Below are 14,371 nucleotides of genomic sequence, written 5' to 3'. Positions count from 1 at the left end.
AGTCGGCCTCTGACCACGTGGGGCCCAGCCGTTGGAAGGATCACGCAGATGATTCAGATCGCCCGTTCGTTGCGGGTAGTCGCAGGGGGTCTGGCCGCCGGCGCGATCGGTGTCACCGCGTTCGCGGGCGCCACCGCATCCGCCGACCCCGTGGTTCCCGTGCCGCCGCCCGCGCCCGCCGTCGCGCCCGCGCCGCAGAACGCCGTGGCGGCGCCCGGCAACAGGTTGCTCGCCACTCCCCCGGCCGCCAATCCCTACGCGCCGCCGAACGCCGCCGCCGCGCCGGCGGTGCCCGTGGCGCCCGCACCCGCCGCGGTCGCGCCGGTCGCTCCCGCGCAGCCCCCCGCCGTGTCGGGCACGCTGCGTGACTACCTGCAGTCGAAGGGCGTCAAGCTCGAGGCGCAAAAGCCCCAGGGCTTCAAGGCGCTCGACATCACGCTGCCGGTTCCCCCTCGCTGGACCCAGGTGCCCGACCCCAACGTGCCCGACGCGTTCGCGGTGATCGCCGACCGGCACGGGGCCAGCATTTACTCGTCGAACGCGCAGGTAGTGGTGTACAAGCTGGTCGGCAACTTCGATCCGAAGGAAGCCATCACCCACGGCTTCGTCGACAGCCAGCAGCTGCTCGCGTGGCAGACCACGAACGCCTCGATCGCTGACTTCGGCGGCTTCCCGTCGTCGGTGATCGAGGGCACCTACCGTGACGGCGACATGCTGCTCAACACGTCGCGGCGCCACGTCATCGCGACATCCGGACACGACAAGTACCTGGTGTCGCTGTCGGTGACCACCGACCGCGCGGTGGCGGTCGCGGACGCGCCGGCCACCGACGCGATCGTCAACGGCTTCCGCGTGACCGCGCCGGGAACCGCTTCCCCCGCCCCGGCCCAAGGCCCGGGCGCGTCCCCGGTCGGGATCGCGGCCCAGCCGGCGGCCCCGGTCGGACTTCCCCCGCAGACGGCGGCGGCACCGGTGGGCGTTCCCGCGCAGCCGGCGGCAGCAGCGCCGGCCGGGCTTCCCGCTCAGCCCGTCCAGCCCTACCCGGCGGCCGGCTCCCGGCCGGCGCCCAACCTGCTGACCATGGTGCCCGGGCTGCCGCCGTTGCCGAACTTCTCGTTCCTGCAAGGGCGTTGATCAGCCACCAAACGAAGGCTTCGCGAGCCGGGCGCGCGGGTCCGCCGTCCGGCTCGTATTGTAAGGCCATGTTGATCGCGGGGTGGGTGTGCATGTGTGCGGCGGTGGCGTCCGCCGGGTTCGGTGTCTGGTCGCTCGTTCGCAATCAGACCGCCGATGGCACCCAACTGGCGCTGCGGGCCATGGCCCCGCCCCAGTTGGCGGCCGCCGTGATGTTGGCCGCCGGCGGTGCGGTGGCCCTGGCCGCCTCCCCGGGGACCGCTCTGCTCGTGCTGATCGTCTGCGTCGCGGGCGCCCTCGGGACGCTGGTCACCGGGTCGTGGCAGACCGCCCGCTTCGCACTGCGCCGAGAGGCGGCCGCACCCGGCTGCGCCGGCAGCTGCGCCGTGTGCACGCAGTCCTGCCACTGATTCGACGGTGGCGACCCGCCACCAACCGATCCCGCTCGGGCCGTCCGTGTTGAAACGGCTGCCCGTCGATTCCTTTCTGCTGGCGCTGGCGGCGACGGTCGCCCTCGCCGCCGTTCTGCCCGCCCATGGCCGGGCCGCCGATGTCGTGTCCGCCGCGGCGAAAGCGGCGATCGCGCTGTTGTTCTTCCTGTACGGCACCCGGTTGTCGCCCCAGCAGGCCTGGCACGGGGTGCGCCAATGGCGGCTGCATGCGCTCGTGCTGGCCACGACATTCCTGATCTTTCCGTTGCTCGGCCTGGCCGCCCGAGCGTTGGTGCCGGCGGTGCTGACCAACGACCTCTACAACGGCCTGCTGTTCCTGTGCCTCGTCCCGTCGACGGTGCAGTCGTCCATCGCGTTCACGTCGATCGCGCGGGGCCATGTGTCGGCCGCCATCGTCAGCGCGTCGTTGTCGAACATCCTCGGTGTGGCGCTGACCCCGCTGCTCGTGGTGCTGTTGATGACGACCGGCGGCGCGCCCCGGGTGGACGCCGCCGCGATCCGCGACATCGTGCTGCAGCTGTTGCTGCCGTTCGCGGCGGGTCAGCTGGCGCGGCCATGGCTGGGCGGGGCGGTGGCCCGGTATGCGGCACTGCTGAAAGTCGTTGACCGCGGGTCCATCCTGCTGGTGGTGTACACCGCATTCGCGATGGGCGTGGTCAAGGGAATCTGGGGCAGCGTCGGTGGGTGGCGCCTGGCCTCGGTGACCGTCGTCGCCGCAGCGCTGCTCGCGGTGGTGCTCGCCCTCACCAGCGTCATCGCACGGCTGGCCCGGCTCGACCGCGGCGACGCGATCGTCCTGCTGTTCTGCGGGTCGAAAAAGAGCCTGGCGTCAGGACTTCCGATGGCGCTCGTGCTGTTCCCGCCGGCCACGGTCGGTTTGACGATGTTGCCGCTGATGATCTTTCACCAGATCCAGTTGGTGGTCTGCGCGGTGATCGCCAGCAGGCTCGCGCGGGGGAGTGGCCCTAGTTTCGGCTCACATCGATCGGGTGGGTCGCCAGCAACGGAAGCGGCAGCGGCTGGCGACGCAGCACCTGACCCCACAGGTCGGACCTCGGCCCCACCAGAACGTCGGATGGCAACGCCGACAACACAATCCAGTCGTCGCGCTCGATCTCACCCTCGAGCTGGCCGATGGTCCAACCGGAGTAACCGGCGAAGATCCGCACCCCCTCCACCAGCGGGGCGATGAGGTCGGGCTCGGCGTCCAGGTCGACCATCACGATCCGGCCGTCCACATGCCGCAGGCCCGGCACGCCTTGCGGATCGGCGCCGATCCGCAACGCCGCGAGACACAGCGCCGCGTCACGCTTGACCGGCCCACCGATGAACATCGTCTTCGGCTTCGCCGACAGTTTGGCCCACTGCGGCAACACGTTGTACACCGCGGTCTCGCTGGACCGGTTGAGCACGACACCCAGTGTGCCGCCGTCGTTGTGCTCGACGATGTAGATCACGCTGCGCCGAAACGTGGGCTCGAGGAGATCGGTGTTGGCAAGCAGGAGAGTGCCCGCGCGAACCCGCTGCGCGGCGGGTGCGACATAGTCCTCGGGGTCTTCGGGCGGCATCCCACCATCATCGCACCTTCGCATCGCCGCCCGGGGCAATCGAGCGTGGCCGGCCAACAATATTTGTAGGGTGGGTGCCGCCGCTTTGTACTCTGGGCACCGCGGCGCTCCCGCCAACGCCAATCCTGGAAGTCGGATTTGTGACTCAACCCCGGACGCACTCACGCGCACCCGCGGCCCTGTGGCGGTCGGTGCGCGGCATGCCGGATTTCTGGCGACTGCTGCAGGTGCGCATGGCAAGTCAGTTCGGCGACGGCCTGTTCCAGGCGGGGCTCGCCGGCGCGCTGCTGTTCAACCCGGACCGCGCCGCGGACCCCATGGCCATCGCGCGCGCGTTCACCGTGCTGTTCCTGCCGTACTCGCTGTTGGGACCGTTCGCCGGCGCGCTGATGGACCGCTGGGATCGACGGCTCGTGCTCGTCGGCGCCACGACGGGCCGGCTGATTCTCATCGCGGGCATCGGCACCATCCTGGCCATGCGCGCCGGCGACATGCCGCTGCTGATCGCGGCGCTGTTCGCCAACGGCCTGGCCCGGTTCGTCGCGTCCGGACTCTCGGCGTCCCTGCCCCATGTGGTGCCGCGCGATCAGGTGGTGACGATGAACTCGGTGGCCACCGCGTCGGGGGCCGTCGCGGCCTTCCTCGGCGCCAACTTCATGCTCGTGCCGCGCTTCTTCGCGGGCGCCGGCGACGAGGGCGCCTCGGTGATCATCTTCATCACGGCCATTCCCGTGTCGATCGCGTTGCTGTTGTCGTTGCGGTTCGGCTCCCACGTGCTGGGCCCCGACGACACGAAGCGCGCGATCCACGGATCGGCCGTCTACGCGGTGGTCACCGGCTGGATGCACGGCGCGCGCACGGTGGTGCAGAGCCCGACGGTCGCGGCGACCTTGTCGGGCCTGGCCTCGCATCGGATGGTGGTCGGGATCAACTCCCTGGTGATGCTGCTGCTGGTCCACCACCTGCCCGGCCCGGCGACCGGGGGACTGGGTGTCGCGTTGGTGTTCTTCGCCGCCTCCGGCCTGGGGGCATTTCTGGCCAACGTGTTGACGCCGTGGGCGATCCGCCGCTGGGGGCGCTACGCGACAGCCAACGGCGCGCTCGTCACGGCCGCGATCATCCAGCTCCCCGGCGCGCTGCTGCGCCTGCCGGTGATGGTGGCGTGTGGCTTCTGCCTCGGCGTGGCCGGTCAGGTGGTCAAGCTGTGCGCCGACTCCGCCATGCAGATGGACGTCGACGACGCTCTGCGTGGACACGTGTTCGCGGTGCAGGACGCGCTGTTCTGGGTGGCGTTCATCGTCGCGATCACCGTGTCGGCGCTGTTGATCCCGGACGACGGCCGCGCGCCGGCGTTTGTGCTCTTCGGGTCGGTGCTGTACCTGATCGGTCTGGCGATGCACGGCGTCATCGGCCGCCGCGGCCAGCCGGCCGGTTCTCGCTAAGGTGCATACGTGACCGCTGCCGAGCCGATGGTGGCCGACCTGCGCGCCGAAAGCGACGACCTCGACGCGCTGGTGGCGCCGCTGCCCGCCGACCGCTGGGCGGATCCGACGCCCGCGCCGGGCTGGACCATCGCACACCAGATCGGACACCTGCTGTGGACCGATCGGGTCGCGCTCACCGCCGTCACCGACGAGGCGGAATTCGCCGAGGTGCTGAAGGACGCTCAGAAAGATCCGACCGGATTCGTCGACGCGGGGGCCGAGGAACTGGCGGCCGTGGCACCGGCCGAACTGCTCGCCGACTGGCGGGCCACCCGCACGCGGCTGCACGAGGCGCTGCTCAGCGTGCCCGACGGCCGCAAGCTGCCGTGGTTCGGGCCGCCGATGAGCGCGGCATCGATGGCGACGGCCCGGTTGATGGAGACGTGGGCGCACGGGCTTGACGTCGCCGACGCCCTCGGCGTCAAGCGGCCCGCCACCGAGCGGCTGCGGTCGATCGCGCACATCGGGGTGCGCACCCGCGACTACGCGTTCGTCATCAACAACCTGGCTCCGCCGACCGACCCCTTCCTCGTCGAGCTGCGGGGACCCGGCGGCGACACCTGGTCCTGGGGCCCGGCGGACGCCGGTCAGCGCGTCACGGGTTCCGCCGAGGACTTCTGTTTCCTGGTGACCCAGCGACGCCCCCTGGGCGTCCTCGACATCACCGCGCACGGTGCCGACGCCCAGCGGTGGCTCGAGATCGCGCAAGCCTTCGCGGGGCCCCCCGGCTCCGGCCGGTGAAGTCCTAAACGCCGTCCTTCGGCGCGCTGAGCTCGCGAAACCAGGCGAGGTGGTAGTTCGCCGACACCAGATCCCCGGTCACTTCGCCTTCGGTGGCCGCCAGCAGCAGGCAGTTGAGCAAGAGCGCCGCATCGATGTTCGGGTACTGGGTCAAAAGCTGGTAGCGCGCGGTGTCGAGATGCACTCGGAGCAGGTCGATCTCTTCTTCCGCGACCCCGGTTCCGGCGGCAGCTGCCCTGGCCAACGTGTGCACCATGCGCGGCAATCCGTCGCGCCAGTGGGTGGCCTGGCTCAACTCCCAGCCGAGGTCGTCCAGCGCGGGCAGCTCGCGCGGCTGCCCTGAGGACTTCGTGTCGGAGAAGTCATCCAGCCAGCCCAGCGCGTCACCGGGGGCGTAGCTGCGGGTGCGGCGGGACTCGCCGAGCAGGGCCGAGACCCTGCCGCTGCGCCGCCCGGGTGCCAGCAACCGCACCCCCGCCGGAAGCGCGATGCCCGGCGGTATCCAGCCATGGGCGAGGTCGGTGACCAATACCGTCGCGCCGTCGGCCCGATCGCCGATCGCCCAATTCAGCCGCGGCTCTTGATGGACCATGAACGCAAGCAGGCGCTGCAACCGTTCGTCGTCGGATTCGATCGTCCGCGCGGTGTCCGGGATTTGCTCGACGGGCCCGGGCGGTGGCGGGCCGGTGACCTCACCGGACTCCCGGTGCCGGCGCTCGGCCGGTTCGGGCTCGTCCTGGGCGGTGGCCACTTCGTCGGGCACCGGGCCGGCTGCCGGTGGTTCATCGATCTCCCGCGCGATGACCTGCTCCGGCTCGGGGACGGCGTCCGGGGCTTCCGCGTCCGTGATGGCGGGGATGACTTGCGTCTTCAGATCGGCGCCGTCGAGACTGTCGAGCCGCTCCGGGCCTCGGCTTTCGGTGCGCGGCTGGGCCTTCACCGCGTGCACGTGACGAACCGCCGACTCGACCCGCCGCACGGCGCGCGCCCGGGCCTCGTCGATCACCCTGGCTTCTTCTTCCCGCCGGATGAATTCGGGAATTTCCGCCAGCCGGATCTTTCTGAGTTCGTCGTTCGCGCTTCTGCTGATCCGTTGCAGGTCGTCCCTCAAATATTCTGCGAGGCTGGCTGTTTCGGCAGTGGGCGTGGACAATTCGGCAGGCCAAAGCCCACCCGTCACCCAGGGGGTGCAGTCCACCGGAGAGCTGAAGGCCGGAATCGCCAGCGATTCCCGGGTAGCTCTCCGGAGGCGCTGGCGCGCCGTTATCCGACCGAAGATCGCCACTGGCTAAGCCTACCGGCATCGGTCGGGTCGTCTATTCAGCCGGTGAATTGTGCAGCTGCGACGCCCTGGGTAGCGTGTGGACATGGCTGATTCTGCGCTGCAGCAGCAACTCGACGAGGTGCGCGCCCTGCTGGCTCGCGCGCGAGAGTTGTTCGGCCCCAATCCCGTCGAGCCGCCCACGGACATCGCACCCGATCCCGACAGCGCCAAGACGTGGCTGCTTTAGGGACGTCGTCGCAGCTTGTGCGCGAGCAGCTTTTCGATCGCAGTATCGAGGTCGTGCGGGGTCGGGACCTCCGTCGACGGGGTGTGACCCGCCGCCACGATCTCGTTGCGCACTTCGAGTAACGCCTTCAGGCACGACACGTCGGCGGTCAACAGGATTCCCTGCGCGAGGGTTTCGGCGTCGGTTGCCATCGCCTCTTCGCTCAGCGCGACGCTGTGCATGTACCCGCCGCGGCAGGAGCGGACGAGGATGTGCCCACTCGGATGGACGGTGTCGAAGGCGGGATTGGCGTCCGTCACCGACCCCCGTCGGTGATGCCGCCGAAATTTCGCGCCGCGTCTTGCTCGTGCTCTTCCCACATCGCCGCCGACGCGCTCAGTTTGTCCGCCATGTCGGCATGCTCGTCGGCTTGCCGTTCGTAGCACTGGCGTCGCAGCTCGAGTAGTTCACGGCCGGCGTCGCGCAGTTCGCTGAAGATGGGGCCGAGCGAGTCCAGGCTTTCCTGGATCGCCGCGTGCGATGCGGGAACGGTGCGCAGGTAATCGGCGGTCTCCTGGTGATGCGCAGCGGCTTCACGTAAGTGCGCGGGCACCACACGGATTGGATCTGCCATCTGCTCTCTCCTACTCGCTGCGCCGCCGGCCAGGCCGGCGGCATCACTATTGTCACGCGGTCGACGTGGCCGCCGGCCCAGTGGGTGTCGGCGGGTGCGGGTCTGCCGGCGGGTTGGCGGGTGCGGCCGCCGCCGGTGGATGCTCCCAGCCTAGAAAGTTCGGCCCGCTCACGGTGGCGATGCGCTGAATCTGGCCGTCGAGGAGGGCCTTTTCGTGCCCGAGAGCAAGCGCGTGCCGGTCGGTGAGGATGCCGATGTCGCCGGGCGCCGCTTGGAGCGGGTCGATGGGGTTGGTGACCGCCGTGCCCGGCGGGGGGATGGTAATTCCCTGTTGATGGAACGCATCTGGGATCGAAGCGCCGCCGATGGCGGCTTGGATCGCCGCGGCCAGCTGTGGGCTGGCGGCCGTCACCGTATCGCCGTCGGGCAGCGTCACCACCGTCGGGCCCGCCGGTGGCGGTTCGGAGTGATCCGTCACGTCCTCGGCGTGGGCGTTGTCGTCGTCGCCGACAGGTTCTTCGGGGCCGTCCCCGGGCTGCTGGTCATGGGGACCGAACGAGCTCTCCCGCGCGAGGTCCTGCAGGCCGGGCAACGGGAGTCCGCCCGACCCCCCGAGGCCCGGGATCGGCGCCCCGCCGAAACCGGGAATTGATGGCACCGCAGGCAGAGCGGGCGCTGTGGGCATCGCCGGGGCGCTGGCCGCCGGGGCGGATCCCGGGAGATCTCCGGCGGGCGCGCCGGAGTCGTCGGCCCACATCGAATCCGGCAGCGGCTCGAGTGCGGGATCGTCGACCGGGGACTGGGTGGTGCGGTCGCCGGATGCGGCAACCGGAACGGCGGCCTCGGGCGGACGCTCGGCGGGGCCGTCCTTGGACGCGTCGTACAGGGACGTCCAGGCGGCCATCAGCGCGGATTTCGACGTGTCGTCCAGGCTCGCGTTCAGAACGACCGCGCGGATGTCCTTGAGCTTGCCGATGAGGAACCGTTGGAAATCGCGGGCTCCGGCCGGGGTGTCGAGATCGGAGCGGGTCAGGACCGCGGTCTCGGTCTCGCGCTGTAACCTGGTCAGCGCTTCGCTACCCTCGACGGCCTTGAGGTGCGCGTTCAAGATCGCAGTGATCACTTGCATGTCGAGCTGAGAGCTCGCCGAATTCTGGTGCGCCAGAGCCGCTTCGGCGTCCGCCATGGCTTCGGCGGCCTCGCCCTGCCCTCGACCGGGCTCGGGTGCGCCCGCCGGGGCGGCCCCGAAGAGGGGCGCATAGCGTTGGCGGATCTTGCGCACGATCGCATCGAGTTGCTCGGGCCTGGTGGTGGGCGTGACCACCGCGGCCACCTCATCCGGCGCCAGACCCGCCTGCCACGCGTTCGGATCGCCGGTGCTGTCCCGGACGGAAGTGATCGTCTTGATCAGCTCGTCGTACGTCGACATCGGTGTCGCGACCCCTCCATGCCGGGCGACAGTACCCAGGCACGTTGTTGGCGACAATTCACCCCCGCGCGCCTGTGAACCAACGAGCCGGCATCGGTGGTGGCTAGCCCGGGGGGAGGGCGTACTGGGCGCGCAGCCCTTCCAGCACAGCCCTTTTCGCGCGTCCGAGTTCGCGGGCATCGGCCACCACCCGGGCGATCTCGCGTTGCTTGTCCACGAGAAATCTGCGCAGTTCGCGCGCCCCCATGGGAGTGTCGACGGCCAGGTCCGCGCGGGCCGCGGCGGCGCCGTCGATCTCCTCGGCGATCGCGTCGAGCCGCCTGACGCTCTCGCGGGTTGCGGCGTGGGCGCCGGCGAGCACCTCCGCCAGCACGCGGTCGGCATCGGAGGCGGCTCCGTGCCGGCCGGCCAGCGCTGACTGCCGCGCCTGCATGGCATCGAGCGACGCCGCGGCCTGTTCCGGCATGGATTCGTTGCTCATAGCGGCCGCCGGATCGCAATGTTGCTTCCCAGCCGGCTGATTCGCACCGAAGCACCGGGGTAGGGCGCTTCGACCACCAGGTTGTTGCCTATCGCCATCTGGACGTGCCCGGCATGGGGAAACACGAGGTCGCCGGGCCGGACGAGCGAACGGGGCACCGGCATCCCGTCGTTGATCTGCTGATAGGTGGTGCGTCCCAGGTGGACGCCCGCCCGCGCGTAGGACCACTGGACCAACCCGGAACAGTCGAACTGGTCGGGTCCCGTCGCACCCCACACGTAGGGGCGTCCGAGTCGCGACAGTGCCGCGCGCACCGCGACCGCGGCCCGGCCGTTCGGCGCCGGCAGTTTGGAAAGGTGTTGGTGTGTCAGCCGGTATCGCAGCGCTTGCAGCGCCGTGGCGTGTCGCCGCGCCTTGAGGCGGGCCGACAAGACGTGCGAGCGCTGTGCGCGTAGCCTCGCCACGCGACGCCGCATCGCCTCGCGCTGAGCCATCGGCGTCGGGGGAGCCGCGGTCTTCTCGGTGCGGGCCTGGTCGACGACCGATCGGGTCAGCTCCCGGGCCTCGGCGCGATCCCGGATGGCGCCGGCGATGACGCCGGCCGCTTGCGCGTCCGTACCCGCCGCCGATCGCAGGCGCTGCTCGGCGCGGCCCGCCGCGAGCCGGTAAAAACCGTGTACGACAGAGCTGTTCGGACCGCTTTCGCGTTGCAGCGACCCGGTGCCCGCCTCCAGCGCCGGCGGCGTCGTGCTGCCGGCAAAGAGTCGATGAGCGCGACTCAGCACCTCGATTTCACTGGCGGTCACCGCGCCTCCTCGTCGCCGCCGTGTGCGCTGGCCGGGCCCCGCGACTCGACCGCCTCGGCGAAGGCGCGGACGCGGGGGAGCGCCCCCGGGGGGATGACCCCCCGGTTGCGGATGTCCCACATTTCGTCGGTGCCGACGCCGACGAGCGCCGCGATGACCGTCTCCGGCAGAGACGACTCCGCGCACGCGCGATCGAAACGCGCGCTCAAGCTGGTGGGCATCCGCTTCAGCAGCGCGGCGCGCGTCTCCTCGAGCGCCCGCAAATGCTCCATGAGCCGGCCCGTCGAGTCCGCGCCGGCGTTGACGGCCACCCGCCAGGAGCTGGCGGCCAGCATCTCCGCCTTCACGCATTGAGCGATCACAGACAGAATATACGTCTCATATTCGTTTGATGTCGTCGCCGGCAGCCGATCGATGACGGATTTGAGGGCATCGAGTTGCGCTTCGGCGTAGCCTTCGAGCACTTCCGTGTCGCTGTGGCGGTCGACCACCACGGTTCCGGCGGGCCGCGCCGACCGCGTCTCTACCGGTTGCGCGGCCATCAGCCGGGCCAGCTCCGCATCCGGGTCGGCGGCTACCAGCAGCCGAGAATAGGTGCCCGGCGGCAGGCCCAACCCATTCTCGACCTTTTGAACTGTGCTTTTATGCGGCTTACGGGCACCGCGCTCGAGGAAGCTCAGGCCCATGATGCTGACGCCCGTCGCGGCCGCCAGCTCGGCCAGGGACCAGTCGCGTGACTCGCGCAATGCGCGGATGGCCGCGCCGGCCGATTCACGGCTCACCGCACGCTCCGGCCATGGGCCGGATATTACACAGGACCCGCGACGAGGCCTCGGATATACGTTTATATCTCGTTTCTCTTGCGTCGCCCGGGGCAATGTGTATACGCTTTCGTCTACGTTTTACCGCTGGACAAGGAGACCGACATGGGACACCCCTGCGCAGCCAACCCGGAACTGTGGTTCGGCTACCCCGACGACGACGGTGGTGACGGCGCCGCCAAGGCGCGCGCCTACGAGCGGTCCGCCACCGAGGCGCGGATCCAGTGCCTGCGCCGCTGCCCGCTGGCACAGCAGCGCCGGTGCGCCCAGCACGCGATCGCGCACCGCGAGGAGTACGGCGTCTGGGCCGGCGTCAAGCTTCCCGGTGGCCAGTACCGCAAGCGCGAACAACTCGCCCGCGCCCACGACGTACTGCGCCGAATCGCCGCGGGCGAGATCAATTCGCGACAGCTGCCCGAGAACGCGGCGCTGTTGGCGCGTCACGAGCATGACGCGATTCCCGTCGCCGCGGTGGTGGTGCACCTGCCGGTCGCACAAGTCGGGCCCCGTTCGGCCGCCTGACCTCCCGTCACCTTCCCCGACCGCCGTTTGCTGGCCCGGCCGGCGGGGTAGACGGGCTTGGCAGGACCGAGTCCGTCGACCCAGAGGCACACCCATGACGTTCGACCTGACACCGACGGCGGCACAACACGACCTCGCCCGGCGCACCCACGAGTTCGCCGAAGAAGTGATCCGCCCCGTGGCGCTCCACTACGACCAGCGCCAGGAGTTTCCCTGGCCGGTGCTGGAGGAGGCCGCCCAGCGCGGCTTTTACAGTCCGCTGTTCTATCGCGACCTGATCGGCGACCCGACCGGCATTTCGCTACCGATGTTCATGGAAGAGCTCTTTTGGGGTTGTGCCGGAATCGGATTGGCGATCGTTATGCCCGCACTGGCGCTGTCGGCGATCGGTCAGGCCGCCTCGCCGGAGCAGATGCTCGAGTGGGCGCCCGAATGCTTCGGCACCCCAGGGGATGTCAAGCTGGCCGCCCTGGCGATCTCCGAGCCCGAGGGCGGCAGCGACGTTCGGAATCTGCGCACCCGCGCGCGCCGCGACGGTGACGACTGGATCATCGACGGCCACAAGATGTGGATCGGCAACGGCGGCATCGCCAACGTGCATGTGGTCAACGCGGTCGTGGATGAGGAACTGGGGCATCGCGGTCAGGCGCTGTTCGTGGTGCCCGGCGGCACGCCGGGGCTCAAACTGGTTCGAAAACTCGACAAGCTGGGTTGCCGCGCGTCCCACACCGCCGAGTTGCTGTTCGAAGGGGTGCGCGTTCCGGCGGCCAATTTGCTTGGCGGAGAAGAGAAGCTGGAACACAAGCTAGCGAAGGCACGCGAGGTGGTGGCCGGCGGAAAGCGGTCCGGCTCGGCGACATTGGGCACCTTCGAGCAGACCCGTCCGATGGTCGCGGCCCAGGCGATCGGGATCGCGCGCGCCGCATTGGAGTACGCGACGTGGTACGCCACGGAGCGGGAGGCCTTCGGCGGCCCGATCATCGACAACCAGGGCATCGCGTTTCCGTTGGCGGAACTGGCCACCGAGATCGACGCCGCCCGGCTGTTGACCTGGCGGGCCTCCTGGATGGCGGCGAACAACGTCCCCTTCGATCGCGGCGAGGGCTCGATGTCGAAGCTTGCCGCCAGCGAGGTCGCCGTCAAAGCCACCGAACGGGCCATCCAGACGATGGGCGGCTGGGGTTACATCACCGACCATCCGGTGGAGAAGTGGTATCGGGACGCCAAGCTGTACACCATCTTCGAGGGCACCAGCGAGATTCAGCGCATGGTCATCTCCAACGCGCTGGGCGCCACGGTGGGAACCCCGCCGCTGCATGTGGTGATCGAGCCGACCGGTGGCCCGCTGAACCGGATCTTCGGTCGCGGGACCCCGCTGCGATCGCGCGCCGCCGAGGCGGCGCTGTCGATGCAGGATCGCGTCCCCGACCCGGTCATGCGGTTGGCGATGAAGGTGCTGCGGCCGCCGGGCAGGTGAGGGCCCCACGAGGCGTAGCGTCGAGCAGGTGAGCAACCTCGAGACCGCGCCGGCCGAAATCGCTCGCGCGTCGGAGGCCGCCGGCGCCGAGATCTCACACCGGAAGGAGCACCGATGACCGCCGACAGGACCGGCGCCCCCACCACCATCACCGCGGAGGAGGGTCGCTACACCATTGCCGTCGACGGCAAGACCGTCGGCCTCGCCGACTTCGCCGATCGAGGCGACCAGCGCGTGTTCTACCACACCGAGATCGACCGCGAGTACGGCGGACGCGGTCTGGCGACGATCCTCATCGAGCAGGCCCTCACCGCCGCCCGCGACGACGGCAAGCGGGTCGTCCCGGTGTGCTCGATGGTGGTCACGGTGCTCAAGAAGCACCCCGAGTTCGATGACATCACCGACCCCGTCACCGCCGACGTGCACCGGTGGCTGCAGTCCTGACCGGCTCGCTCACTTACCGGTGCGCTCGCGGTGCTTGCACCCGGGCCAGCAGCAGGGCCGGCGCTTGCCTTCCTCCAATTCCTCCTGGGTGCGGCGAATGCGCCGCTTTCGGGTGGCGTCTTGCTTGGCGTCCTCCACCCAGCAGATGAACTCGTTGCGCGCGAGCGGCGTGATGTCCTGCCAGGCGGCCAGCGCGGTGGAGTTGGCGGTCAGGGCCGCGCGCAGGTCGGCGGGCAATCTGTGTACCACGCCGCCGGGCACTCGGTTGCTGCTCACCGGGCTAGGGTAAGGCGATCGAGCCAGAGGAGGCGGCATTGAGCGAGCATGAAGTGCGGATGATTGTCTTGTCGACCGACGACCTGGACGGGTCGATCCGCTTCTACAGCGAGACCCTCGGCATGCCGTTGAAGTTCCGCGATGGGGCCCACTTCGCCGCCCTAGACGGCGGGGCGGTCACCCTCGCCCTGGCGACGGCGGTGGACCATCCCATTCCCGGGCAGGTCGTCGTCGGCATCAAAACCACCGACGTCGACGCCGCCGCGAAGGCCGTGGAGGAGAGCGGCGGCGGCATCGTGAAGGGCCCGTACGACGACGCTCACGAACGACGCGCCGTGGTGTACGACAACAAGGGCAACGGCTTGGTCTTCTACAGCCCGCTGGCTCGGTGAGGTCCTCGTCGGGCGGTTTTCAAATCCGGTATCGCACGCGATAGCGCTCCCACCGACCGCGTGGTGAAGGCGTAATCCTCCTCCGAGGCGGACGCGGCGGCCGAGCGGCCGCGCATCCCGACTCGATCACAACAGTGGGCGAAGGGGTCTGTGGTTCATTGACATAGAGGACAGATGTCTCCCGACATAGAGGACAGCCCAGTTATCGCGAGGTGTCCTC

Annotated in this window: 18 protein-coding genes and 1 pseudogene; 10 read left to right on the top strand and 9 right to left on the bottom strand. The window is 69.7% G+C overall.

Annotated elements, in window-relative coordinates:
• Window positions 1-48 precede the first annotated feature (48 nt).
• The 3 genes and pseudogenes from A5705_RS20440 to A5705_RS27440 form a co-directional block, all read left to right on the top strand.
• Window positions 49-1,134, top strand: a complete 1,086-nt coding sequence (locus tag A5705_RS20440) for an LpqN/LpqT family lipoprotein (RefSeq protein WP_068279593.1) — start codon at window positions 49-51, stop codon at window positions 1,132-1,134.
• 68 nt (window positions 1,135-1,202) lie between these two features.
• Complete coding sequence (locus A5705_RS20435) at window positions 1,203-1,544, top strand: hypothetical protein (RefSeq protein ID WP_067878146.1); 342 nt, start codon at window positions 1,203-1,205, stop codon at window positions 1,542-1,544.
• Window positions 1,545-1,590: 46 nt separating this feature from the next.
• Window positions 1,591-2,547 (top strand): annotated as a pseudogene (locus A5705_RS27440) (bile acid:sodium symporter family protein); the annotation flags it as partial.
• A gap of 4 nt (window positions 2,548-2,551) precedes the next feature.
• On the opposite strand, the gene A5705_RS20420 reads toward A5705_RS27440, so the two are convergent.
• The gene (locus A5705_RS20420) at window positions 2,552-3,154 is read right to left on the bottom strand and encodes a YqgE/AlgH family protein (protein ID WP_156738352.1); all 603 of its coding nucleotides are present in this window, start codon (window positions 3,152-3,154) and stop codon (window positions 2,552-2,554) included.
• A gap of 200 nt (window positions 3,155-3,354) precedes the next feature.
• Between A5705_RS20420 and A5705_RS20415 the strand changes: the two genes are divergently transcribed.
• Together A5705_RS20415 and A5705_RS20410 are read left to right on the top strand one after the other, a co-directional pair.
• Window positions 3,355-4,596 carry an MFS transporter gene (locus A5705_RS20415; protein WP_068279567.1) on the top strand — a complete coding sequence of 414 codons (1,242 nt, stop codon included), beginning with the start codon at window positions 3,355-3,357 and terminating at the stop codon, window positions 4,594-4,596.
• A gap of 27 nt (window positions 4,597-4,623) precedes the next feature.
• Window positions 4,624-5,379, top strand: a complete 756-nt coding sequence (locus A5705_RS20410; RefSeq protein ID WP_156763173.1) for a TIGR03084 family metal-binding protein — start codon at window positions 4,624-4,626, stop codon at window positions 5,377-5,379.
• 4 nt (window positions 5,380-5,383) lie between these two features.
• On the opposite strand, the gene A5705_RS20405 is transcribed toward A5705_RS20410, so the two are convergent.
• Window positions 5,384-6,664 carry a DUF5631 domain-containing protein gene (locus tag A5705_RS20405; protein WP_067878165.1) on the bottom strand — a complete coding sequence of 427 codons (1,281 nt, stop codon included), beginning with the start codon at window positions 6,662-6,664 and terminating at the stop codon, window positions 5,384-5,386.
• Between the two features lie 82 nt (window positions 6,665-6,746).
• Between A5705_RS20405 and A5705_RS28235 the strand changes: the two genes are divergently transcribed.
• Window positions 6,747-6,890 carry a hypothetical protein gene (locus tag A5705_RS28235; protein ID WP_197516952.1) on the top strand — a complete coding sequence of 48 codons (144 nt, stop codon included), beginning with the start codon at window positions 6,747-6,749 and terminating at the stop codon, window positions 6,888-6,890.
• Here A5705_RS28235 and A5705_RS20400 read toward each other — a convergent pair.
• The 6 genes from A5705_RS20400 to A5705_RS20375 form a co-directional block, all read right to left on the bottom strand.
• Window positions 6,887-7,189: a DUF2694 family protein gene (locus tag A5705_RS20400; RefSeq protein WP_067878167.1), complete on the bottom strand. Its 303-nt coding sequence runs from the start codon at window positions 7,187-7,189 to the stop codon at window positions 6,887-6,889. The two genes, A5705_RS28235 and A5705_RS20400, sit on opposite strands and share 4 nt — an antisense overlap.
• Entirely contained in the window at window positions 7,186-7,503 is a 318-nt protein-coding gene (locus A5705_RS20395) for an ESX-1 secretion-associated protein (RefSeq protein ID WP_067878170.1), read from the bottom strand. Before A5705_RS20395 ends, A5705_RS20400 begins: the two co-directional genes overlap by 4 nt.
• 52 nt (window positions 7,504-7,555) lie before the next feature.
• The gene (locus A5705_RS20390; RefSeq protein ID WP_067878173.1) at window positions 7,556-8,932 is read right to left on the bottom strand and encodes a DUF4226 domain-containing protein; all 1,377 of its coding nucleotides are present in this window, start codon (window positions 8,930-8,932) and stop codon (window positions 7,556-7,558) included.
• A 103-nt stretch (window positions 8,933-9,035) separates the two neighbouring features.
• Window positions 9,036-9,398 (bottom strand): DUF4226 domain-containing protein, encoded by a 363-nt coding sequence (locus A5705_RS20385; protein ID WP_068279632.1) that lies wholly within the window; start codon window positions 9,396-9,398, stop codon window positions 9,036-9,038.
• Between the two features lie 11 nt (window positions 9,399-9,409).
• Window positions 9,410-10,219: a C40 family peptidase gene (locus A5705_RS20380; protein WP_068279563.1), complete on the bottom strand. Its 810-nt coding sequence runs from the start codon at window positions 10,217-10,219 to the stop codon at window positions 9,410-9,412.
• Window positions 10,216-11,001 (bottom strand): helix-turn-helix domain-containing protein, encoded by a 786-nt coding sequence (locus tag A5705_RS20375; protein WP_068279562.1) that lies wholly within the window; start codon window positions 10,999-11,001, stop codon window positions 10,216-10,218. The genes A5705_RS20380 and A5705_RS20375 overlap by 4 nt, the downstream gene beginning before the upstream one ends.
• 144 nt (window positions 11,002-11,145) lie before the next feature.
• Here A5705_RS20375 and A5705_RS20370 point away from each other — a divergent pair, with 144 nt between their 5' ends.
• The 3 genes from A5705_RS20370 (at window position 11,146) to A5705_RS20360 (ending at window position 13,483) form a co-directional block, all read left to right on the top strand.
• Window positions 11,146-11,562, top strand: coding sequence for a WhiB family transcriptional regulator (locus A5705_RS20370; protein ID WP_067878182.1), 417 nt, complete (start codon window positions 11,146-11,148; stop codon window positions 11,560-11,562).
• Window positions 11,563-11,656: 94 nt separating this feature from the next.
• Window positions 11,657-13,039 (top strand): acyl-CoA dehydrogenase family protein, encoded by a 1,383-nt coding sequence (locus A5705_RS20365; protein WP_067878185.1) that lies wholly within the window; start codon window positions 11,657-11,659, stop codon window positions 13,037-13,039.
• Between the two features lie 114 nt (window positions 13,040-13,153).
• On the top strand, window positions 13,154-13,483 hold the full coding sequence (locus A5705_RS20360; RefSeq protein WP_067878188.1) for a GNAT family N-acetyltransferase: 330 nt from the start codon (window positions 13,154-13,156) through the stop codon (window positions 13,481-13,483).
• A gap of 9 nt (window positions 13,484-13,492) precedes the next feature.
• Here A5705_RS20360 and A5705_RS20355 read toward each other — a convergent pair whose 3' ends face one another.
• Window positions 13,493-13,759, bottom strand: a complete 267-nt coding sequence (locus A5705_RS20355; RefSeq protein ID WP_067878190.1) for a YdeI/OmpD-associated family protein — start codon at window positions 13,757-13,759, stop codon at window positions 13,493-13,495.
• A 38-nt stretch (window positions 13,760-13,797) separates the two neighbouring features.
• Between A5705_RS20355 and A5705_RS20350 the strand changes: the two genes are divergently transcribed.
• A complete protein-coding gene (locus A5705_RS20350; RefSeq protein ID WP_067878193.1) occupies window positions 13,798-14,151 on the top strand; it encodes a VOC family protein in 354 nt (117 codons plus the stop codon).
• The last annotated feature ends 220 nt before the right edge of the window (window positions 14,152-14,371 follow it).

The sequence above is a fragment of the Mycobacterium sp. E787 genome (assembly GCF_001668725.1).
Lineage (GTDB): Bacteria > Actinomycetota > Actinomycetes > Mycobacteriales > Mycobacteriaceae > Mycobacterium.
Note: the sequence above shows the minus strand (reverse complement) of the source record. Positions and strands in the feature narration are given on the sequence as shown.

What these genes read in the sequence shown, in the direction of transcription:
- A5705_RS20440 (WP_068279593.1), top strand. Translation starts at nt 49, where the DNA reads ATGATTCAGATCGCCCGTTCGTTGCGGGTAGTCGCAGGGGGTCTGGCC.
- A5705_RS20435 (WP_067878146.1), top strand. Translation starts at nt 1,203, where the DNA reads ATGTTGATCGCGGGGTGGGTGTGCATGTGTGCGGCGGTGGCGTCCGCC.
- A5705_RS20420 (WP_156738352.1), bottom strand. Translation starts at nt 3,154, where the DNA reads ATGCCGCCCGAAGACCCCGAGGACTATGTCGCACCCGCCGCGCAGCGG.
- A5705_RS20415 (WP_068279567.1), top strand. Translation starts at nt 3,355, where the DNA reads ATGCCGGATTTCTGGCGACTGCTGCAGGTGCGCATGGCAAGTCAGTTC.
- A5705_RS20410 (WP_156763173.1), top strand. Translation starts at nt 4,624, where the DNA reads ATGGTGGCCGACCTGCGCGCCGAAAGCGACGACCTCGACGCGCTGGTG.
- A5705_RS28235 (WP_197516952.1), top strand. Translation starts at nt 6,747, where the DNA reads ATGGCTGATTCTGCGCTGCAGCAGCAACTCGACGAGGTGCGCGCCCTG.
- A5705_RS20395 (WP_067878170.1), bottom strand. Translation starts at nt 7,503, where the DNA reads ATGGCAGATCCAATCCGTGTGGTGCCCGCGCACTTACGTGAAGCCGCT.
- A5705_RS20390 (WP_067878173.1), bottom strand. Translation starts at nt 8,932, where the DNA reads ATGTCGACGTACGACGAGCTGATCAAGACGATCACTTCCGTCCGGGAC.
- A5705_RS20385 (WP_068279632.1), bottom strand. Translation starts at nt 9,398, where the DNA reads ATGCCGGAACAGGCCGCGGCGTCGCTCGATGCCATGCAGGCGCGGCAG.
- A5705_RS20370 (WP_067878182.1), top strand. Translation starts at nt 11,146, where the DNA reads ATGGGACACCCCTGCGCAGCCAACCCGGAACTGTGGTTCGGCTACCCC.
- A5705_RS20365 (WP_067878185.1), top strand. Translation starts at nt 11,657, where the DNA reads ATGACGTTCGACCTGACACCGACGGCGGCACAACACGACCTCGCCCGG.
- A5705_RS20360 (WP_067878188.1), top strand. Translation starts at nt 13,154, where the DNA reads ATGACCGCCGACAGGACCGGCGCCCCCACCACCATCACCGCGGAGGAG.